Origin of the sequence: uncultured Piscinibacter sp., from assembly GCF_937952055.1 — a bacterium.
Taxonomy (GTDB): domain Bacteria; phylum Pseudomonadota; class Gammaproteobacteria; order Burkholderiales; family Burkholderiaceae_C; genus Piscinibacter.
Genome location: NZ_CALFYO010000021.1, coordinates 902,713 through 921,473, shown reverse-complemented (window position 1 = coordinate 921,473; position 18,761 = coordinate 902,713). Strand labels below are relative to the sequence as shown.

The following is an 18,761-nucleotide window of genomic DNA, read 5'->3' as shown; positions in this document are numbered from 1 at the left end:
ATGCGTCTCGTGCTCGCCTCCAACAATGCCAAGAAACTCGCCGAGCTGAAGACGCTGTTCGCGGCCCTGCCGCTGGACATCGTCACCCAGGGCTCGCTGGGCGTCGCCGAGGCCGAGGAGCCGCACCACACCTTCATCGAGAACGCGCTGGCGAAGGCCCGGCATGCGGCGCGCGGCACCGGCGGCGCGGCCATCGCCGACGATTCGGGCCTGTGCGTCGATGCGCTGAGCGGCGCGCCCGGCGTCGCCTCGGCGCACTTCGCCAGCGCCGTGTTGCCGGCGGGCGAGCGCGAAGCGCAGCGCCGCGTGCAGGACGAGGCGAACAACGCGCTGCTGCTGCAGCGCCTGGCCGGCGTGGCCGACCGCCGCGCGAGATTTGTCAGCACGCTGGTTGCGCTTCGCTCGGCCGACGATCCCGAGCCGCTGGTCGCCGTGGGCCGCTGGGAGGGCGAGATCCTCGCCGCGCCGCGCGGCAGTGGCGGCTTCGGCTACGACCCGCTGATGTACGTCCCGGCGCTGGCCGCCAGCGTGGCCGAACTCGATGTCGCGACGAAGAACCGGCACAGCCACCGCGCGCTGGCCGCCGCGCAGATGCTCGGGCTGATGCGCGAGGCCTGGCACCTTGGCTGAGATCCCCATCCAGCCTGCGTCGGCACAGGGGGAGTCGACGGCCGACCGCCTCGCGCGCTACACCCGACTGGGCACGCTGTCGCTGCATACCCTGCCGCCGCTGTCGCTCTACGTGCACCTGCCCTGGTGCCTGAAGAAGTGCCCCTACTGCGATTTCAACTCGCACGAGTGGCGCGAGGGCGGGGCGCCGCCCGAACAGCGTTACCTGGCCGCGCTGCGCGCCGACCTCGAGGCCGCGCTGCCCTTCGTCTGGGGGCGTCGCGTGAGCAGCGTGTTCATCGGCGGCGGCACGCCCAGCCTGTTCTCGCCGGAGGCGATCGCCACGCTGATTGCCGACGTGCGCGCGCTGCTGCCCCTGGAGCCCGGTGGCGAGATCACTCTGGAGGCCAACCCCGGCACCTTCGAGCGCGACCGCTTCCGCGCCTTCCGCGAGGCCGGCGTGACGCGGCTGTCCGTCGGCGTGCAGAGCTTCGACGACGAGCGCCTGCGCACGCTCGGCCGCGTGCACGACGCCGCGCAGGCGAAGGCGGCGCTCGAAGAGGCGGCGCGCTGCTTCGACACCTTCAACCTCGACCTGATGTACGCGCTGCCAGGCCAGACGGTGGCTGAACTCGCGCGCGAGCTCGACACTGCGCTGGCGTTCTCGCCACCGCACCTGTCGATCTATCACCTGACCATCGAGCCGAACACGCGGTTCGCGAAGACGCCGCCGCCCGGCTTGCCCGACGACGACCTGTCTTCCGACCTGCTGGACCTGATCATCGATCGCACCGTCGCGCGCGGGCTGCAGCGCTACGAGGTGTCGGCCTTCGCGGCACCGGGTCAGCGCTGCGTGCACAACGTCAACTACTGGCAGTTCGGCGACTACCTCGGCATCGGCGCCGGCGCGCACGGCAAGCTGAGCTTCCCGCACCGTGTGGTGCGCCAGGTGCGCTGGCGCGAGCCGGTGACCTACATGGCGCAGGCCCTGGCCGGCCAGGCGATCTCCAACGACGAGGAGGTGTCGCGCCGCGCGCTGCCCTTCGAGTTCATGCTCAACGCACTGCGCCTGCGCGAAGGCTTCGAGATCGTGCGTTTCGCCGAGCGCACCGGCCTGCCACTGTCGGCCATTGCGGCGCCGCTGGCCGAGGCCGAGCGACGCGGCCTCATCCAGCGCGACGCTTCGTGGCTGCGCCCGACGCCGCGCGGCTTCGACTTCCTGTCGGATCTGCAGGCGCTCTTCCTGCCGGACTGACGGCGCCCTTCAGCGAGGCGGCCAGTTCGTCGCTCAGCCAGGCGCGCAGCGCCTTCATCGGAGGCCAGTCGCGCAGTTCGGGCGGGTAGACCAGCCAGTAGGCGTAGTGGTCCTCGTCCTCCAGTTCCAGCGGCGAGAGGCGATAGAGGCGACCCTCGCGCAGCGCGTCGGCTGCCAGCACCTCGCGGGCCAGCGCCAGGCCGAGATCCTGCTCGGCAGCCTGCAGCATCATCCCGGCGTCGTTGAACCAGGCCACAGGCTTGACGCGAACCCGTTCTCCCGCGAGCGCGAACCAGCGCTCCCAGGTGGGACCGTGGCCGAGCAGCGGTTCGTCGGCCAGTGCGGCCGGCTTCACGCCGAGCAGCCGCCGCGCCGCCTGCGCCGAGCCGAGGGCGATCAGCGGCGAGTCGATCAGCCGTTCGGCCTCGAGGCCGCGCCACGGCCCGGTCCCAGTGCGCAACGCGGCATGGAAGCCCTCGCGCTGCAGGTCGACGATCTGCTGCGAGACGTGCAACTCCATGCCGATGTCCGGGTGCCGCTGCCGCCACGAGGCCATGCGCGGCAGCACCCAGCGTTGCGCGAACGAGGGCAGCGAGGTCACGCGCAGGTAGTGCGCGCCCCCGCCGGCCGCCACCGAGGCCGCGCGCAGGCCTTCGTCGAGCTGCGCCAGCGCCGGCTCGACGGCGCGAAGCAGCGCCGTGCCGGCGTTGTTCAACACGATGCGCCGGCCACGCCGGTCGAACACCTGGAAGCCGATCTGCTCCTCGAGCAGGCGGATCTGCTGACTCACCGCGCTGTGCGTGAGGTGCAGTTCCTGGGCCGCGGCGCGCAGGTTGGCGAGCTTCGCGACGGTGCGGAAGGTGGGCAGGGTGTGCAACGGCAAGCGGGCCATGCTGGTAAGCATAACTGACCAAACTGGCCAGAACAATTCAATTCCTCCGTACGAATCCTCCAACTATTCTTACCAGCACGTCACCGGAGAACCCGCCATGAACGACTGCACGATGTCCTCGACGATCCCGCTGCACCGCGGCTGGCGCGCCCGTGTGCGCGACGGCCTGGCCGACGCGCAAGCCTGGCTGCAGGGCGTGGTGGCGCGTTGGCGCGCGCAGCGCCGGATGCAGGATGCGCTGGACCTCGACGAGGCCACGCTGCGCGACATGGGCATGCCGCTGTGGATGCAGGAGGAGGCGCGGGCACGCCGCGAGCAGCGCGAACGTGGTCTGTCGCCGGACCGCCTCGGCGCGCGTGGCGGCCTGGGCCGCTTCTACTGAAGCAGCGTGACCGGGATCAGACCCGGTTGATCGACAAGCCCGAGGTGCTGCGCAGACGCTCGACCAGCTTGCCGGCGATCTGCGTCAGCGGCAGCACCTCGTGCGCCGCGCCGTGGGCGATGGCCTCGCGAGGCATGCCGAACACGACGCAGCTCGCCTCGTCCTGCACGAAGTTGTAGCTGCCGGCGTCGCGCATCTCGCGCATCGCGCGGGCGCCGTCGGCGCCCATGCCGGTGAGCATGATGCCCAGCGCGTTTGGGCCGACCGCACGTGCGGCCGACTTGAACAGGACCTCGACGGAGGGCATGTGGCGGTTGACCGGCTCGCCGAGCTGCACGCGGGCGATGTAGTTGGCGCCGCTGCGCTCCACGCTGAGGTGGTGGCCGCCAGGGGCGATGTAGGCATGGCCGGGCAGCACGCGCTCGCCGTCGCGCGCTTCGCCGACGCGGATGCGGCACAGGCCGTCCAGCCGCGCCGCGTAGCTCTTCGTGAAGCCCGGCGGCATGTGCTGGGTGATCATCACTGCCGGCGCGTCCGGCGGCAGCTGCGTCAGCACTTCCTTGGTGGCCTCGGTGCCGCCTGTGGAGGCGCCGATGAAAACGATCTTCTCGGTCGACAGCCGCCCGATGCCGGCCACTGGCGCCAGCCTGTGCGGCGTCGCGGCGTCGCCGCCGACGGCCGGGCCGGCCACCGGCACGGCCAGGCGACGCAGGTGCGCCTTCGAGGCGATGCGCACCTTGTCGGTGATCTCCTCGGCGAGTTGCTTCAGCCCGTCGGCCACGCCGATCTTCGGCTTGGCGACGAAATCCACCGCGCCGAGTTCCAGGGCCCGCAGCGTCACGTCGGCGCCGCGCTCGGTCAGCGTCGACACCATCACCACCGGCGTCGGCCGCAGCCGCATCAGCTTGCCGAGGAAGTCGATGCCGTCCATGCGCGGCATCTCGACGTCCAGCGTGACCACGTCCGGATTGGTGTTGCGGATCATCTCGCGCGCCACGTACGGATCGGCCGCGGCGCCCACGCACTCCATGTCGGGCTGCCGGTTGATGATCTCCGACAGCAGGCTGCGCACCAGGGCCGAGTCGTCGACCACCACCACGCGCGTCTTGACCATGATTCGCGTCTCCTCGCCTTGTCAGAACAAGTCCACCGAGGCGGCGCCGCTGGCCGGCGGCACCGCCTTCTGCGCGGCCGCACGGTCCTGCGCCACCAGCGCCTCCGGGTTGGCGGGCGAAAGCCGCTTGACCATCGCCTTGCCGCAGTGCGGCAGGAAGCACACCTTGCGCGGATAAGCGTCCATGACGTCCTTCGACACCACGGGGATGCGCTCGGTCTTCAGGTAGTCGAGCACGAAGCTCGTGTTGCGTTCGCCGACGTTCATCGTGTTCATGCCGCTGATCACCTGGCCGCCGCCGAACACCTTGGCCTCGAGCGTGGTGCGCGTGGCGCCGCGCTTGAGCAACTCGTTGATCAGCAGTTCCATCGCGTACGAGCCGTAGCGGCCGCTGTCCAGCATGCCGCCGCCGCTCTCGGGCAGCATGAAGTGGTTCATGCCGCCGATGCGCGCGTTGCGGTCCCACAGGCAGGCGGCGATGCAGGAGCCCAGCGTGGTCATCACCAGGATGTCCTCGTCGTGCACGAAGTATTCGCCGGGCAGGATCTTCACGGCGTCGTTCTTGAAGTGCGCGTCGTAGAAGAAGAACGAGGCTTCGCCCGGCTTGCGCGACTGCGCCCTCAGGCGCGCGAGCCGCGAATCGGAGGCTGGGGCGCCGAGGGTGGGTGGGGCGGCCATGCTGCTCGGAGTGTGCGGGTGAAGGGCGAAGGCCGGACGCAACGCGCTCAGACCCGCTCGTAGATCGTCTTGCCGCGCAGTCGGAAAAGTTCGCGCGAATCGGCGAAGTTCTCGGAGTGGCCGACGTAGAGCAGCCCCCTGGGCCTCATCACCGCGTGTATGCGCTCGAGCACGCGGCGCTGCGTCGGTGCGTCGAAGTAGATCATCACGTTGCGGCAGAACACGAAGTCGAACGGCTCGCCGAGAGACCACTGCGGTGCCATCAGGTTGTGCGTGCGGAACTCGATCAACCTGGAGAGTTCGGCGCGGATGCGCATGAAGCCGGCGTTCGCGCCGGTGCCACGCAGGCAGTGGCGACGCAGCCGCTCGCTCGACAGCCCGCGCGCTTCGCACGCGTAGACGCCGCGGCTGGCGGTGGCCAGCACCTTGGTGTCGATGTCGCTGGCGACGATGCGTGCCGCCGTGTCCGCGCCCAGCGTCTCGACCACCGTCATGGCGATCGAATAGGGCTCCTCGCCGGTGGAAGCGGCATTGCACCAGATGCGCGGGTTGACCACGCCGCACGCATTGAGGTCCTGGGCGAGCGCGTAGAAGTGATGTTCCTCGCGGAAGAAGGCAGTGAGATTGGTGGTCAGGCAGTTGACGAACTCCTGCCACTCGGCCTCGCCGCCAGTGCCGGTGTGCGCCTCCAGCCACTGCAAGTAGCTGCCGACGCTGCGGTGGCCGGTCTCGCGCAGCCGGCGCGACAGGCGGCTGTAGACCATGGCCTGCTTGCCGGCGTGCAGGCTGATGCCGGCGTGCTGGTGGATCAGCGCGCGCACGCGCTCGAAGTCGGCGTGGCTGAAGCTGAACTCCTGGTCGGGGGCGCCGACGCTCGCGGGCGCGGCGACGGGCCGTGTCGTGGCGGCAGCGGTGAGGGGGTTCATCGGGTCTCTGGGGGTGGTGGTCAGGGCCGAGCGACCCCGACGACGCGGTTTCCTGGGTTATCGACCCGTCGCGACGTGGCTTGAGGCTTCGCGTCATCTTCGATGAGACGGATCAAGAGCTGTCATTTCGCGTCGAAGGCCGATGGTGCGGCTGCTAGACTGGTCCGACAGCCGGTACCGACCTCGACTTGGACGCCTTCCCGCCCGCCCCTGCATCGCCGAAGGCCAACGCCCTGCGCCTGGAGGCAGCTCTGCAGTTGCTGCAGCAGTCCGGCGTGGCGCTTCCTGAAACGCGCCAGAGCGACCCTGCCGCCTGGCTGCAGGCGGTGCTGGACGGACTGTGTGAACTGTCCAGTCGCGATGCCTTGACGGGCCTGGCGAACCGTCGCCAGTTCGAGTTGGCGCTGGCGCGCGAGGTCGACCGCGTGGCCCGCGCCGGCGAGTCGGCACTGGTGCTGATGATCGACATCGATCACTTCAAGAAGGTCAACGACACCCATGGCCACCCCGCAGGCGACCAGGTGCTGCGCGCGGTGGGCCAGGCGCTGCACGAGTGCATCCGGCCGATGGACACGGTGGCGCGCTTCGGCGGCGAGGAGTTCGCGATGATCCTGCCCAACTGCCCGCCCGCCTTCGGCCAGACGGTGGCCGAACGGGTGCGCAACCAGGTGAACTCGCGGCCGGTGAAGGTCGCACCGGGGGCGGATGTCACCGTCACCGTGAGCATCGGCGGTGCCTACGCGCCGCAGTGGGTGCGCTCGTCCGCGCCGCTGTGGATCGAACGAGCCGACCAGCAGCTCTACCGTGCCAAGAGCGAGGGCCGCAACCGGGCCTGCCTCGAGATGCCTCCCGTCTCCCTCGTCAGTGCCGAGGAGAAGGGCCTGCTCTTCGGCCACTCCCAGTTCCAGGATCCCGAATGAGCAGCGCCTCGCCTTCCGTTCCCGCCGTGCACTCGCCTGCACGCGCCCGCACCCTGGCCGTCACCAGCGGCAAGGGCGGTGTCGGCAAGACCTTCGTCTCAGCCAACCTGGCCGCCGCGCTGGCGCAGCGCGGCGAGCGCGTGCTGGTGCTCGACGCCGATCTCGGCCTGGCCAACCTCGACGTGGTGCTCAACCTCTCCCCGAAGATCACGCTGCACGACGTCTTCACCGACCAGGCGCGGCTCGAGGACGCCATCCTGCCCGCGCCCGGCGGCTTTTCGGTGCTGCTGGCGGGCTCGGGGCTGGTGGAGTATTCGCGGCTCACGCCCGAGGTCAGCGAGAAGCTTCTCGAAGTGATCAACAAGGTCGCGCCGCGCTTCGACCGCATCCTGCTCGACACCGGCGCGGGCATCTCGGACGTGGTGCTCTATGCGGTGTCGCTGGCCGACGAAGTGCTGGTCGTGGCGACGCCCGAGCCGACCTCGCTGACGGATGCCTACGCGACCATCAAGGTGCTGGCCACGCAGCAGCGGCGCCGCACCGTGCGGCTGCTCGTGAACCAGGTCGGCCGGCAGGGCGAGGGCCGCGTGATCCGCAGCCAGCTGCAGCTGGTGGTCGACCGCTATGTGACGCCGCTGATGCAGGATCCGTCCGTGCCGTTCAAGCTCGAACTGCTGGGCGAGATCCCGACCGACACGGCGGTGCGCGAGGCGGTGCAGAAGCGCCGCCTGTTGCTCGAACTTCAACCCGGTTGTCCGGCGGCGCAGGGCATCTCGGCGGCCGCCGACAGGCTGAGCTCATGAGCGAATCCACGCAGACCACGGCGTTCGAACTGATCGGTGGCGAGGCCGCCGTGCGTGCGCTGGTCGACCGCTTCTACGACCTGATGGACCTGGAGCCCGCGTACGCCGCGCTGCGCGCGGTGCACGGTGCGACGCTGGACGACGCGCGCGACAAGCTGTTCTGGTTCCTGTGCGGCTGGCTCGGCGGTCCGCAGCACTATGTCGAGCGCTTCGGCCACCCGCGGCTGCGCGCGCGTCACCTGCCGTTTGCGATCGGCATCCGCGAGCGCGACCAGTGGCTCGCCTGCATGCGCCAGGCGATGGCCGAACGAGAGATCGAGCCGGCATTGGCACAGCGTCTGGCCGACGCCTTCTTCAACACCGCCGACTGGATGAGGAACCAGGGCGGCTGATCAGGCGCTGGCGGCCGGCGACGACGGCCGCAGCAGCACGATCAGTGCGCCGTGCCCGCCGTCCTGCGCACGCGCCTGGGTGAAGGCGATCACCTCGCTCTTCTGCACCAGCCAGCTGCGCACCTTGCCCTTCAGGACCGGCTCGCGGCCGGGCGAGCCGTTGCCCTTGCCATGCACCACGCGCACGCAGCGCAGGCCGCCGCGCACCGCCTCGCGCAGGAACGCCGCCAGCCGTTCGCGCGCCTCGTCGCGGCGCAGTCCGTGCAGATCGAGCTGCGCCTGGATCGCCCACACGCCGCGGCGCAGCTTGCGCACGACCTCGGTGCCGACGCCGCGGCGGCGGAACGACAGTGCCTCGTCGGTGTCGAGCAGCGACTCGACGTCGAACTCGTCGGAGATCGATTCGGCCAGCACCGCGGCCTCGTCGCGCTGCCGCTGGCGGGGCTCGGGGTGCGGGCGCGGCCGGGCGAGAGCCACACGCGCCACCGGCCGCAGCGGCACCACCGGGCCGACGCTGCGCGCGAACAGCTCGCGCTCGCGCTGCACCCGCGCGATCTCGGCCTGGGCGCGTGCCGCCGCGGCGGCCGCCTCGCGCTCGGCGTCGCGCAGTGCCTTGCGCAGTGCGCCGAGATCGGCAAGGGAGCGGACCTTCGGCGCTGTCACAGCAGTCCCCGCTCGGCGAACGACACGACCCCGCTGTGCCCGACGACCATGTGGTCGAGAACGCGCACGTCGACGAGTTGCAGCGCGCTCTTCAGTGACTGCGTCAGGAACTCGTCGGCGCACGACGGCTCCGCCACGCCCGATGGGTGGTTGTGGGCGAGGATCACCGCCGCCGCATTGAGTGCCAACGCACGCCGAACCACCTCGCGCGGATAGACGCTGGTCTGCGTCAGCGTGCCGCGGAACATTTCGTCGAACTGCAGCAGCCGGTGCTGCGCATCGAGGAACAGCACGGCGAACACCTCGTGCTCGCGTGCGCCGAGGTGCAGTCGCAGGTAGTCGCGCACGCCTTCGGGCGACTCGAAGGCCGGCCGGTCGGCCAGGCGCTGTCGCAGCGAGCGCCGCGCCAGCTCGACCACCGCCGCCATCTCGGCTCGCTTGGCCGGACCCAGGCCTCTGACCCGCTTCAGGTCGGCCGGCCCGGCGTGCAGCAGCCCGGCCAGACCACCGAACTCGTCGAGCAGCGACTGCGCGAGCTGCAGTACCGACACGCCCTTCAGCCCGGTGCGCAGCAGCAGCGCCACCAGCTCGGCATCGGCCAGTGCGGCAGGGCCTTGGGCGAGCAGTTTCTCGCGCGGGCGGGCGTCGGGTGGAATATCCTTGATCACCGTCGGGAGGGCCGCGGCAGCGGGCCCCGTAAAATCCGCTTCAGTCTACTGGAGCGGCCAAGCCTTGAACTTCGTGCAGCCGGGGTCTTTCCTGACCCTGCACTACCGTCTTGCCGGGCCCGATGGCGCCGACATCGTCAACACCTTCGCCGACAAGCCGGCCACGCTGTCGCTCGGCACCGGCGAGCTCGCCGCTGCGCTGGAGCAGCGCCTGATCGGCCTGGCCGAAGGCGCGCGCAGCGTCTTCGAGCTGCCTGCGGGCGAGGCCTTCGGCGAACGCAACTCCGCACTGCTGCAGCGCGTCAAGCGCTCACTGCTGGCCGAGCTGGGCGACCCCGACCAGACCTACCAGCTCGGCGACGTGGTGCAGTTCCCCACGCCCGACGGCCAGGCGAACTATGCCGGCGTGGTGCGCGAGCTGGGCGAAGACTGGCTGCTGTTCGACTTCAACCACCCGCTGGCCGGCCGGCCGGTGACCTTCGAAGTGCAACTGATCGGGGTGCTGTGATGGGCCGGGACATCGTCGACGGTCCGCACGAGGTGCTGCTGGCCGAGCCACGCGGCTTCTGCGCCGGCGTGGACCGCGCGATCGAGATCGTAGAGCGGGCGCTGAAGAAGTTCGGTGCGCCGATCTACGTGCGCCACGAGATCGTGCACAACACCTACGTGGTCAACGACCTGAGAGCCAAGGGCGCCATCTTCATCGAGGACCTCGCCGAGGTGCCTCCGGGCGCGACGCTGGTGTTCAGCGCGCACGGCGTGTCGCAGGCCGTGCGCCATGAGGCCGCGCGGCGCGGCTTCTCGGTGTTCGACGCCACCTGCCCGCTGGTGACCAAGGTGCACGTGGAGGTGGCCAAGCTCCACAAGGAGGGCTACGACTTCATCATGATCGGCCACAAGGGTCACCCCGAGGTCGAGGGCACGATGGGCCAGCTCGACGACGGTATCTTCCTCGTCGAGGAGGTGCAGGACGTCGAGCGCCTGAACCTGCCGCAGACCGAGCGGCTGGCGGTGGTGACGCAGACGACCTTGTCGGTCGACGACGCAGCGGAGATCCTCGCCGCGGTGAAGCGGCGTTTCCCCAAGGTGCGCGAGCCGAAGCGGCAGGACATCTGCTATGCCACGCAGAACCGGCAGGACGCGGTGAAGGTGCTGGCGCCCCAGGTCGACGTGGTGATCGTCGTCGGCAGTCCGACCAGCTCGAACAGCAACCGCCTGCAGGAACTTGCGCAGCGCCTGGGCACGCCGGCCTACATGGTCGACCAGCCGAAGGACCTGCAGGCGCACTGGCTGGAGGGTCGCCGACGCGTCGGCCTCACGGCCGGTGCGTCGGCGCCGGACATCCTCGTGGAGCAGGTGGTCGAACGGCTTCGCGAGCTGGGGGCGGTGTCGGTGCGATCGCTGCCGGGCGTCGAGGAGACGGTGCACTTTCCGCTGCCGCTGGGCCTGGGCGACAAGTCGATGGCTCAGCTCGACTGAGCGTGACGCGGTAGGCCTCGAACGCCGCCTCGCAGCTGAGCTCGAAAGGGTAGGCCAGCATCGCCAGGCAGTGTGGCACGACCGTGCCGATCAGCGGCGATTCGAGCTGCAACGGCACGAGGCGCAGGGTCATGTGCAGTTCGGCGAACTGCATCGGGCGGACGCACCTGAATGCGAACCATTATGGTCGACAGTCCATGCGGCCGCACTCGCTGCGGCGGCTTCGTGCGCGCACCATGACGCCAGCGCACAATGTGCGCGACTGCGAGCACAAGGAGAGCCACCGTGAAGAGCGACCCCCAGGTGATTGGCCATCTCAATGCCCAGCTGAAGAACGAGTTGACCGCCACCAATCAGTACTTCCTCCACTACCGCATGCTCAAGCACTGGGGCCTGGACAAGCTGGCGAAGAAGGAATACGAGGAGTCGATCGGCGAGATGAAGCACGCCGACCGGCTGATGGAGCGCATCTTCATGCTCGACGGCCTGCCCAACCTTCAGGATCTGGGCAAGCTCCTGGTCGGTGAGAACGTGCCCGAGATCCTCGCGTGCGACCTCAAGCTCGAGCAAGGCGCCCAGGCGACCATCAAGGACGGCATCGCCTGCTGCGAATCGGTGCGCGACTATGTCTCGCGCGACATTCTGCAGGGCATTCTCGACGACACCGAGGAGCACATCGACTTCCTCGAGACGCAGATCGAGCTGGTGGGCAAGGTCGGGCTGCCGAACTACCTGCAGTCGATGATGGGCGAGCCGGGCTGACCCCGCGGCGGCGCGCGCAGGCGGCCTGCCTACAATTCCCCATTCCCGACCCACAGCGGCCGCGCCCTCGCGGTCCGGCTTCTCATGCTTGACATCAATCTGCTGCGCAAGGACCTGGCGCAGGTGGTCGCCCGCCTCGAAGCGCGCAAGACGCCGCAAGCCTTCCTCGACGTGCCGCGCTTCCAGTCGCTCGAGGCGGAGCGCAAGGCGATCCAGACCCGCACCGAGGAACTGCAGGCGCAGCGAAACAGCCTGTCCAAGCAGATCGGCCAGCTCAAGGCGAAGGGACAGGACACCGGCGAGCTGATGGCGCAGGTCGCCGGGATCGCCGACGGCTTGAAGGCCTCGGCGGAACGGCTGGAGGCGATCCAGGCGGATCTCGCCGAGATGCTGATGGCGGTGCCCAACCTGCCGCACGAGAGCGTGCCGGTGGGTGCCGATGAGACCGGCAACGTCGAGGTTCGGCGCTGGGGCACGCCGCGCACGTTCGACTTCGCGCCGAAGGACCACGTGGACCTGGGTGGACCGCTGGGCCTGGACTTCGACACCGGTGCGAAGCTCAGCGGCTCGCGCTTCACCTTCCTGCGCGGCCCGGTGGCGCGGCTGCACCGCGCGCTCGCGCAGTTCATGCTCGACGTGCAGACCCAGGAGCATGGCTACACCGAGTGCTACACGCCCTACATCGTCAACCGCGAGATCCTCGAGGGCACCGGACAACTGCCCAAGTTCAAGGACGACATGTTCTGGGTCAGCCGAGGCGGAGACGAGGAGCAGCGCGAGCAGTACCTCATCTCCACCAGCGAGATCTCGCTGACCAACACCGTGCGCGAGCAGGTGCTGGCCGAGAGCGCGCTGCCGATCAGGCTGACCGCGCACAGCCCCTGCTTCCGTTCCGAGGCCGGCAGCGCCGGTCGCGATACGCGCGGCATGATCCGCCAGCATCAGTTCGACAAGGTCGAGATGGTGCAGATCGTGCATCCCGAGCGCAGCTACGAGGCGCTGGAGCAGATGGTCGGACACGCCGAGGCCATCCTGCGCAAGCTGGAGCTGCCCTACCGTGTCGTCGCACTGTGCAGCGGCGACATGGGCTTCGGCGCCAGCAAGACCTACGACCTCGAGGTCTGGCTGCCGGCGCAGGGCACCTATCGCGAGATCAGCTCCTGCTCGAACTGCGAGGCCTTCCAGGCGCGGCGCATGCAGGCGCGCTTCAAGAACGCCCAGGGGAAGAACGAACTGGTGCACACGCTCAACGGCTCGGGCCTGGCGGTGGGCCGCGCGCTGGTGGCCGTGCTGGAGAACCACCAGCAGGCCGACGGCTCGGTCCGCGTGCCCGCGGTGCTCCGGCCTTACCTGGGCGGGCTCGACGTACTGCGGGACTGAGGCGGTGGACACTGCGGCACTCGCCGACGAACTGCTCAGCGCCTGGAAGGAGGCGCGGCTGATCGACCCGCCGAGTGCGCGGCCCGGCGGCCTCACGCTGGTGCAGGCCTTCGAGGTGGCCGAAGCAATCCGCCAGCGACGCTGCGCCCTCGGCGACGCGCCGTGCGGCTACAAGATCGGCTTCACCAACCGCACGATCTGGCCGCGCTACGGCGTCTTCGCGCCGATCTGGGCCCCTGTGTGGCGCAGCACGCTGACCCTGCTGGACGGCACCGAGGCGCAGGCGCCGATGCGAGGCCTGGTGCAGCCCAGGCTGGAGCCGGAGATCGTGTTCGGCTTTGCCGCAGCGCCGCGGCCCGGCATGCGAAGGAGCGATCTGCTCGCCTGCCTCGCGTGGGTGGCCCACGGCTTCGAGATCGTGCACACGCACTTCGCCGACTGGCGCTTCACCGCGCCGGACACGGTAGCCGACTTCGCTCTGCATGGCCGGGCGTACGTCGGACCTCGCGTGCCGGTGAGCCGCTTCGGGCGGCTCGATGAGGAACTGGCCGGTCTCGAGCTGACCCTGTCGCGCGATGGTGTCGACGTCGAGACGGGTCGGGGCGCCAATGTGCTCGACGGGCCCGTCACCGCGCTCAGCCTCTGGCTGGAGGCGATGGCCGTTCACTCGCCGCAGTGGCAGGTTCGCGCCGGGGACGTGGTCACCACCGGCACGCTCACCGACGCCTGGCCGATGGCGCCCGGACAGGTGTGGCAAAGCCGTATTGACCATGCGGCGCTTCACGGCCTGACCCTGCGCACGATGCCCTGATCGCGTGCGCCGAGTGAGCTAGAATTCGCGGCTCGGCACCGACCCGCCGAACGCTTTCAGAACACCGGAGAGGTGGCAGAGTGGTCGAATGCGCCGGACTCGAAATCCGGTATACGGTTTCACCGTATCGAGGGTTCGAATCCCTCCTTCTCCGCCAGTGATGACGTTTCCACTGGATTTGGCACGCGATCCGCGCGCCACACCCCGCCGAAGTGGTCACCGACGATGGCCGACCAATCTCCGTGCCGATGCGCCTTGTACAGCGCCGGTCCGTTGTCCGCAAGACTTCGAAGTTGCGCTTGTATGCGGCCGGCGGATGTGCGTTGTCGTCAACCGTGGACGATGCATAGACCCACGTGTTGCCGCCAAACTCGAACGGTGCCCCAGGAGTGCGTCCGGTCACGTAGCGTTCGGCGATGGCGCTGTGATTCGCGCCGCCGGGATTGCCAGCGAGGACCAGGCGCAACGGCACGGCGTTCGCGCGCAGGGTGAGCGATGGCGAGTCGATCACGGGCAGCTCGGGGCCTTCACCTGCTTCGTCCACGACGATCAGCGAGAAGGTCATCCCTGGGTGCCCGTCCTCACGGAACACATGCCCGAGTACGCCGGCCACTTCGTCTACTTCGGCAGCGGGACCTCGCAGCCGGCTTGCGCACGAGCGTTCATCGACCTGGCTGCGCAGCGCCTCATCGACAACCCCGAGTACTTGATCGGCGCAGAACACCTGAGGTGCAAACTCACCCGGCAGCGTCGGCCCACGGCCGGGCGAACATGAAGGGAGACCGCTTCACGGCGGGTCATTCGACCCGCGACGCTCTGCTCGATGAAGGCCCTCGATCCTTTTCGACACCATCGCCGCCGCAGATCAAGCAGCCGGCAGAAAATCGATCGGATACACGATGGTGAGTGAGGGCACGCCTTCCTTGGCGCCAAAGTTGAACTTCAGCACGCGATCGACGACCTCGCCCGAGAGGGCGGGCGAGTTCAGATCGGTCGACTTGACCGAACATGCCGACACGCGCCCATCGGGCTCGATGGTCAGTTGCAGGACCATCTTGCCCTTCAGACTCGGGTCGTTGCGCAACTCGCGGTTGTAGATGCGGTAGAGCGCGGCCTTGTAGCGGTCGAAGACGATCTGGATTTCCTCGTCGGTGCGCGACGGTGCGGCGCCTTTGCTCAACGGCCGGGCGTCCGCCGCCGCCGTGCCCGTGGCGCTCTGCACGCGAGCGACGTTGACGCCGCCACCACCGCCGAGACCGCTGCCTCCGAAGCCGTTGCCACCGCCCCCGCCTCCAGTGCCGGTCCCGGCGCCGCCAGTGCCGCCGCCGCCGTTGCCGTCGCGGCTGATCGCGGCCACGTTGATGCCGCCGCTGCCTTTGCCCACTTGGGAGACGATCAGTGAGCGCGTGGTCGCGGTGCCGGGCGCGATCTTCCCGGTGTTTGACACGACGCCCTCGGCACCCACCTTGACGGGACCCGAGCTGTCGATCAAGCCCGCAAGGTCGTTCTGGTGCGCGAGCACGCCCTTGGTCTGCGCCGACGCCCGTGCCACTTGCTGCGCATCGGGTGTGCCAGGCGCGGGCTGCGGTGTGTGGTCGCGTGCCGTCGTGGTCGGCGGCGCATTGTCAGCCGGAACCTGCGGCGCAGGATGCGGATTGGTCGCCTTGGCAACCGGCGCGCGTTCGGGCGGCGGCTTGTCCTGGGGCTTGTCCTGGGGCCTTTCTTGGGGCTTGGCCTCCGGTTTCTTGGGCTCTTCCTTCTTCTTGACGATGAGCTCGGCGAGGCGCTCGGGAATGAATTCCTCCTGCCGCTTCTCGTGCGTGGGCTTGAACATCAGGACGGCCGCACCCATCACGAACGAGATGGCCACGCTGCCCAGGAAGACCTTGCGGTAGCGGCGGTCGTCCTCCCCATTGGTCGCCCACGGCATGACCAGCGGACGATAAGGGATCTCCGCCGGATCGCGGTAGACCGGAAGCTCGTGGCGACGGTCTTCGAGCTCCTCCTCGATCTCTACCAGCTCGGTGTTCAGGCGACGCAGGTTGTCGGTCTCGACGTCGATTTCGGTGAACACCTGGTCGCGCCGCGCCTCGATCTCGGCGACCTTCTTTTCGAAGGCCGCGATGTTCTCGCGCAGCTTTTGCAGTTGCTGGTCGCGCGACGTCTCGGGGTCGAAGAAGAGCTCCGCGCCACCGGCCGCGTCGAGCTCCTCGAGCGAGCCCACGATCGTGCCAAGCAGTTGGTGCTTGCGCCGCTCGCCCACCAGCTGGGCGTCGAGGTGGCTGAGCCGCTGGTCGAGTTCATCGAGCAGGCGACTGACCTTCTCGACGTCGAGAGCATGCTCGTGCACGTCAAGCGCGTGATCTTCCACGTCGAGAACGTGCTCTTCCAGTTCCGGTGACATGGTGGTTGTACTCACGGCGGAGATGCTCCGTTGGTGATCTTCACTTCTGGTTCACAGCAAACGAAATCTTGCCGAACCCGGCGTTGCTGCTGGACAGCATGACCTTCTTCATCACCTTGAACGGCACGCCCCGGTCGGCCAGGATCGTGACCTCGGTGTGCAAGCCGGCTTGGTCCTGCCGCTGCTGCGCGCTGGCCTTGATGCGCTCGATCGCCTCGCGGATCGCGGGGATTTCCAGCTCGTCGCTGGCCACCACGTCGCCCATCTCGATGACCGGCTCGCCCTGGATGCGCACGTCGCGCTCCGACAGCGCGATCACGATCGACTGGCGCGGCATGCTGTCGACGCTGGAGTCGGGCAGCACCACGCGCTCCGGAGGATCGAGGTCGATGCCGATGCCTTGGTTGACCAGCAGATAGAGCACCAGCACGATGAAGATGTCCATCAAGGACGTCAGCATCATGGTCGTGGTCTCGCCGTGGCCTTGCGAGAAGTCTCTTCGTTGCAGTCCCTTGGCGATGCTCATGGTGCGTCACCTACCGTCACGTTAGGAAAGAGCGTGATGCGAAGCGGCGGCGATCCTTCGCGCGGGGCCTTGACGTCCACGAACTTCAGGGCGTCCATCACCGCGATCATGGCGGAGTAGTCGATGTCCGGCTCCACCAGAAGGATCACATCGCGCTTGCCCGGGTTCTCGTCCTTCAGGAGCTTCAGCTTCTGCGACAGCGTGGCCGTGTCGTACCGGTCGTCCACCTTGGGCAGACGGGTCGTGATGTCCGTGCCGTTGCCGATCTCCAGGCCCTGCTGGCGCAGCATCACCTCGATCACGACCGGCGGAAGGTTCTTGCTCGCCTCCTCCGGGCTGCTGGCCAGCGGAGGCATGTTGATCTCCTGGATCGTGATCTTCGAGAAGACCGCCGACAGCAGCAGGAACGAGACCAGCACCACCAGAATGTTCAGCAGCGCGGTGAGGTCCAGATCCTCCGACTGCGGCTCAAGACGCTTTCTTTTGAACATAGTCTTGCATGTTTGAAATGCGGGCCGTGGCGCCGGCACGCACGATCATGTTGAGCGTCTTGAGGGCGGCGATCTCGAGACCGGAGATGATCCGCCCCGCCTTGTTGTTGAGCAGCAAGCTGAGGGTCAGCATCGGCATCGCGATCAGCAGGCCGGTCGCCGTGCAGCTCATGGCCTCGGAGATCGAGAGCGAGAGCAGCGCCGACTTCTCCGACGGTGCCGCCGTCGCCACCGCGGCGAAGGCGCCGATCAGGCCCACGATCGTGCCGAACAGGCCGAGCAGCGTTGCCAGGTTGGCCAGCAGCCCGAGGTACGAGACGCGCTTCTGGAACTGCGGCACGATGGACTGCATGACCTCTTCCATCGCCAGCTCGATGTCGTTCCTGCGGCGCATGACGCCCTGGTTCTCGATGCCGACATTGACCAGCATCGCGAGCGCCGACTTGTCGTCGCGCGTGATCTCGCGAGCCTTGGCGAAATCGCCCTGGTGAAGCACCGGCTGGATTTCGTCCCAAGTCCGTCGATGGGCTCGGACCGCGCGGAAGAAGATGATGTAGCGCTCGATGGCAATGCCGAGACCGATGACACCCACGACGATGATCGGAATCACCCAGATGCCACCTGCGGCAATGAAATTCACGGCGCCGGAGAGGTAATTCATTGGTCAAACTCCTTCAAGGGCTTAATTGCGGTTGCTGAGCTTGTGGAACTCGAGTTGGCGTAGAAAAGAGGGCTTGTCGATGGGGGTCAAGTCCTGGCCCAGCAGACTCGACTTGAAATCGGTGTCCCGACCGATCTCCGAGCTCTTCCAGGGAATGATGGTCAGCGACTTGGGCGTTTCGCTGTTCCCGACGATCGACATGCCGGAAACCGCCTTGGTCTCGTTCTCCGGCGCGGTCGATTTGTCTGGGCGTGCCTTGTCCGGGGCGGCGATGGCCGATCCGATGCACACCAGCAGGCCAGCCGTGGTGATGAATGCCCTCGCTGTCATGGCGCCTCCTTTCTTCCGGTGCGCTTCTGAAGATCGGAAATCCAGATCTCTACGCGCTTGTCGTCGGGTGCGCTCGACGCGTAGATCTTGTAGTGATCGATCGCGCATGCGTAGTCCTTCAGGAAGAGATCGCAGAGAACGCCCAGATTCTTGTGAGCTATGCCGAAGTGCGGAAACTTCGTCAGCGTTGCTTCGTACAGCGCGCGCGCCTCGGCGAAGCGCCCCGTCTCGCGATACAGCAGCGCCAGCTCGTTGCCGGCCACGGGGTTGTCCGGTTCGATGGCCAACGCCTGCTTGAGCTGCGTCTCGGCCAGGTCCAGCTTGTCCAGCTTCTTGTAGACCAGTGCCAGGTTGATCGGCGGAATGGCGTTGTCCGGCACGGCCGTCGCCAGCTTCTTCAGCGATTCGATGGCCTGCTCGTGCTGTCCGGCCTTCACCAGGGCGAGGGCCGCGTCGAGCTCGGCCTGGGCCTGCGGCGGCACGCTCGAGCCGGGCTTGGCACCCGTCGATGCGACCGCCCTGCCGGCTTGACGGCCGTCGCTCGGTGCCGCCGATTGCGGCAGCGCCGTGCAAGCCTGCAACGCCGCCAGCGCCACGGGCCAAGCCAACTTCATT

At 68.3% G+C, this 18,761-nt stretch carries 24 protein-coding genes and 1 tRNA gene; 13 read left to right on the top strand and 12 right to left on the bottom strand.

Translation table 11 applies throughout. From position 1 onward, the window contains the following. Together Q0599_RS18580 and hemW are read left to right on the top strand one after the other, a co-directional pair. Positions 1-630 (top strand): non-canonical purine NTP pyrophosphatase, encoded by a 630-nt coding sequence (locus tag Q0599_RS18580; protein ID WP_298832554.1) that lies wholly within the window; start codon positions 1-3, stop codon positions 628-630. Position 631: 1 nt separating this feature from the next. Beyond that, a complete protein-coding gene (gene hemW / locus Q0599_RS18575; protein WP_298832790.1) occupies positions 632-1,864 on the top strand; it encodes a radical SAM family heme chaperone HemW in 1,233 nt (410 codons plus the stop codon). On the opposite strand, the gene Q0599_RS18570 is transcribed toward hemW, so the two are convergent. After that, the gene (locus tag Q0599_RS18570; protein WP_298832551.1) at positions 1,776-2,768 is read right to left on the bottom strand and encodes a LysR substrate-binding domain-containing protein; all 993 of its coding nucleotides are present in this window, start codon (positions 2,766-2,768) and stop codon (positions 1,776-1,778) included. The genes hemW and Q0599_RS18570 overlap by 89 nt on opposite strands. Positions 2,769-2,853: 85 nt before the next feature. Between Q0599_RS18570 and Q0599_RS18565 the strand changes: the two genes are divergently transcribed. Further along, positions 2,854-3,138: a hypothetical protein gene (locus tag Q0599_RS18565; protein ID WP_298832549.1), complete on the top strand. Its 285-nt coding sequence runs from the start codon at positions 2,854-2,856 to the stop codon at positions 3,136-3,138. A 16-nt stretch (positions 3,139-3,154) separates the two neighbouring features. On the opposite strand, the gene Q0599_RS18560 is transcribed toward Q0599_RS18565, so the two are convergent. Genes Q0599_RS18560 through Q0599_RS18550 form a run of 3 tightly spaced genes read right to left on the bottom strand, consistent with a single transcriptional unit; the run spans position 3,155 to position 5,856 of the window. Next, on the bottom strand, positions 3,155-4,252 hold the full coding sequence (locus Q0599_RS18560) for a chemotaxis response regulator protein-glutamate methylesterase (protein WP_298832546.1): 1,098 nt from the start codon (positions 4,250-4,252) through the stop codon (positions 3,155-3,157). Positions 4,253-4,273: 21 nt separating this feature from the next. After that, positions 4,274-4,930, bottom strand: a complete 657-nt coding sequence (cheD, locus tag Q0599_RS18555) for a chemoreceptor glutamine deamidase CheD (RefSeq protein WP_298832543.1) — start codon at positions 4,928-4,930, stop codon at positions 4,274-4,276. A gap of 47 nt (positions 4,931-4,977) precedes the next feature. Next, complete coding sequence (locus Q0599_RS18550; protein WP_298832540.1) at positions 4,978-5,856, bottom strand: CheR family methyltransferase; 879 nt, start codon at positions 5,854-5,856, stop codon at positions 4,978-4,980. A gap of 188 nt (positions 5,857-6,044) precedes the next feature. Here Q0599_RS18550 and Q0599_RS18545 point away from each other — a divergent pair, with 188 nt between their 5' ends. The 3 genes from Q0599_RS18545 to Q0599_RS18535 are packed head-to-tail and all read left to right on the top strand — an operon-like array spanning position 6,045 to position 7,971. Then, positions 6,045-6,776, top strand: coding sequence for a GGDEF domain-containing protein (locus tag Q0599_RS18545; protein ID WP_298832538.1), 732 nt, complete (start codon positions 6,045-6,047; stop codon positions 6,774-6,776). Then, positions 6,773-7,579, top strand: a complete 807-nt coding sequence (locus tag Q0599_RS18540) for a MinD/ParA family protein (RefSeq protein ID WP_298832535.1) — start codon at positions 6,773-6,775, stop codon at positions 7,577-7,579. Before Q0599_RS18545 ends, Q0599_RS18540 begins: the two co-directional genes overlap by 4 nt. Further along, positions 7,576-7,971 carry a group II truncated hemoglobin gene (locus Q0599_RS18535; protein WP_298832533.1) on the top strand — a complete coding sequence of 132 codons (396 nt, stop codon included), beginning with the start codon at positions 7,576-7,578 and terminating at the stop codon, positions 7,969-7,971. Before Q0599_RS18540 ends, Q0599_RS18535 begins: the two co-directional genes overlap by 4 nt. On the opposite strand, the gene Q0599_RS18530 is transcribed toward Q0599_RS18535, so the two are convergent. After that, positions 7,972-8,634 (bottom strand): Smr/MutS family protein, encoded by a 663-nt coding sequence (locus tag Q0599_RS18530; protein WP_298832529.1) that lies wholly within the window; start codon positions 8,632-8,634, stop codon positions 7,972-7,974. It abuts the gene before it with no gap. Further along, entirely contained in the window at positions 8,631-9,299 is a 669-nt protein-coding gene (gene radC / locus Q0599_RS18525) for a DNA repair protein RadC (protein WP_298832787.1), read from the bottom strand. The genes Q0599_RS18530 and radC overlap by 4 nt, the downstream gene beginning before the upstream one ends. A gap of 67 nt (positions 9,300-9,366) precedes the next feature. Between radC and Q0599_RS18520 the strand changes: the two genes are divergently transcribed. The 7 genes from Q0599_RS18520 (at position 9,367) to Q0599_RS26215 (ending at position 14,509) form a co-directional block, all read left to right on the top strand. Continuing rightward, a complete protein-coding gene (locus Q0599_RS18520) occupies positions 9,367-9,810 on the top strand; it encodes an FKBP-type peptidyl-prolyl cis-trans isomerase (RefSeq protein ID WP_298832526.1) in 444 nt (147 codons plus the stop codon). Beyond that, positions 9,810-10,781 (top strand): 4-hydroxy-3-methylbut-2-enyl diphosphate reductase, encoded by a 972-nt coding sequence (gene ispH, locus Q0599_RS18515; RefSeq protein WP_298832524.1) that lies wholly within the window; start codon positions 9,810-9,812, stop codon positions 10,779-10,781. Before Q0599_RS18520 ends, ispH begins: the two co-directional genes overlap by 1 nt. A 285-nt stretch (positions 10,782-11,066) precedes the next feature. Beyond that, entirely contained in the window at positions 11,067-11,543 is a 477-nt protein-coding gene (bfr, locus tag Q0599_RS18510; RefSeq protein ID WP_298832522.1) for a bacterioferritin, read from the top strand. Between the two features lie 84 nt (positions 11,544-11,627). Next, entirely contained in the window at positions 11,628-12,923 is a 1,296-nt protein-coding gene (gene serS, locus Q0599_RS18505) for a serine--tRNA ligase (RefSeq protein ID WP_298832520.1), read from the top strand. Between the two features lie 4 nt (positions 12,924-12,927). Continuing rightward, a complete protein-coding gene (locus tag Q0599_RS18500; RefSeq protein ID WP_298832519.1) occupies positions 12,928-13,734 on the top strand; it encodes a hydratase in 807 nt (268 codons plus the stop codon). 66 nt (positions 13,735-13,800) lie between these two features. Next, positions 13,801-13,891: transfer RNA gene (locus Q0599_RS18495), tRNA-Ser, on the top strand. A gap of 267 nt (positions 13,892-14,158) precedes the next feature. Continuing rightward, complete coding sequence (locus tag Q0599_RS26215; protein ID WP_367180962.1) at positions 14,159-14,509, top strand: hypothetical protein; 351 nt, start codon at positions 14,159-14,161, stop codon at positions 14,507-14,509. Between the two features lie 90 nt (positions 14,510-14,599). Here the strand turns inward: Q0599_RS26215 and Q0599_RS18485 are convergent, their stop codons facing one another. From Q0599_RS18485 to Q0599_RS18460, 6 genes are read right to left on the bottom strand one after another with little or no spacing between them, the layout of a single operon-like run. Beyond that, positions 14,600-16,138, bottom strand: coding sequence for an AgmX/PglI C-terminal domain-containing protein (locus Q0599_RS18485; protein WP_298832516.1), 1,539 nt, complete (start codon positions 16,136-16,138; stop codon positions 14,600-14,602). A gap of 40 nt (positions 16,139-16,178) precedes the next feature. Continuing rightward, a complete protein-coding gene (locus tag Q0599_RS18480; protein ID WP_298832513.1) occupies positions 16,179-16,664 on the bottom strand; it encodes a biopolymer transporter ExbD in 486 nt (161 codons plus the stop codon). Next, positions 16,661-17,155 (bottom strand): biopolymer transporter ExbD, encoded by a 495-nt coding sequence (locus tag Q0599_RS18475; protein ID WP_298832510.1) that lies wholly within the window; start codon positions 17,153-17,155, stop codon positions 16,661-16,663. Before Q0599_RS18475 ends, Q0599_RS18480 begins: the two co-directional genes overlap by 4 nt. Beyond that, a complete protein-coding gene (locus Q0599_RS18470; protein WP_298832508.1) occupies positions 17,133-17,816 on the bottom strand; it encodes a MotA/TolQ/ExbB proton channel family protein in 684 nt (227 codons plus the stop codon). Before Q0599_RS18470 ends, Q0599_RS18475 begins: the two co-directional genes overlap by 23 nt. A 21-nt stretch (positions 17,817-17,837) precedes the next feature. Continuing rightward, positions 17,838-18,146 carry a hypothetical protein gene (locus Q0599_RS18465; protein WP_298832506.1) on the bottom strand — a complete coding sequence of 103 codons (309 nt, stop codon included), beginning with the start codon at positions 18,144-18,146 and terminating at the stop codon, positions 17,838-17,840. After that, positions 18,143-18,742: a tetratricopeptide repeat protein gene (locus Q0599_RS18460; protein WP_298832504.1), complete on the bottom strand. Its 600-nt coding sequence runs from the start codon at positions 18,740-18,742 to the stop codon at positions 18,143-18,145. The genes Q0599_RS18465 and Q0599_RS18460 overlap by 4 nt, the downstream gene beginning before the upstream one ends. Positions 18,743-18,761: the final 19 nt, after the last annotated feature.

Coding starts and splice junctions, on each gene's coding strand:
- Q0599_RS18580 (WP_298832554.1), top strand. CDS start 1: ATGCGTCTCGTGCTCGCCTCCAACAATGCCAAGAAACTCGCCGAGCTG.
- Q0599_RS18570 (WP_298832551.1), bottom strand. CDS start 2,768: ATGCTTACCAGCATGGCCCGCTTGCCGTTGCACACCCTGCCCACCTTC.
- Q0599_RS18565 (WP_298832549.1), top strand. CDS start 2,854: ATGAACGACTGCACGATGTCCTCGACGATCCCGCTGCACCGCGGCTGG.
- Q0599_RS18560 (WP_298832546.1), bottom strand. CDS start 4,252: ATGGTCAAGACGCGCGTGGTGGTGGTCGACGACTCGGCCCTGGTGCGC.
- cheD (WP_298832543.1), bottom strand. CDS start 4,930: ATGGCCGCCCCACCCACCCTCGGCGCCCCAGCCTCCGATTCGCGGCTC.
- Q0599_RS18550 (WP_298832540.1), bottom strand. CDS start 5,856: ATGAACCCCCTCACCGCTGCCGCCACGACACGGCCCGTCGCCGCGCCC.
- Q0599_RS18540 (WP_298832535.1), top strand. CDS start 6,773: ATGAGCAGCGCCTCGCCTTCCGTTCCCGCCGTGCACTCGCCTGCACGC.
- Q0599_RS18535 (WP_298832533.1), top strand. CDS start 7,576: ATGAGCGAATCCACGCAGACCACGGCGTTCGAACTGATCGGTGGCGAG.
- ispH (WP_298832524.1), top strand. CDS start 9,810: ATGGGCCGGGACATCGTCGACGGTCCGCACGAGGTGCTGCTGGCCGAG.
- serS (WP_298832520.1), top strand. CDS start 11,628: ATGCTTGACATCAATCTGCTGCGCAAGGACCTGGCGCAGGTGGTCGCC.
- Q0599_RS18485 (WP_298832516.1), bottom strand. CDS start 16,138: ATGTCACCGGAACTGGAAGAGCACGTTCTCGACGTGGAAGATCACGCG.
- Q0599_RS18480 (WP_298832513.1), bottom strand. CDS start 16,664: ATGAGCATCGCCAAGGGACTGCAACGAAGAGACTTCTCGCAAGGCCAC.
- Q0599_RS18475 (WP_298832510.1), bottom strand. CDS start 17,155: ATGTTCAAAAGAAAGCGTCTTGAGCCGCAGTCGGAGGATCTGGACCTC.
- Q0599_RS18470 (WP_298832508.1), bottom strand. CDS start 17,816: ATGAATTACCTCTCCGGCGCCGTGAATTTCATTGCCGCAGGTGGCATC.
- Q0599_RS18465 (WP_298832506.1), bottom strand. CDS start 18,146: ATGACAGCGAGGGCATTCATCACCACGGCTGGCCTGCTGGTGTGCATC.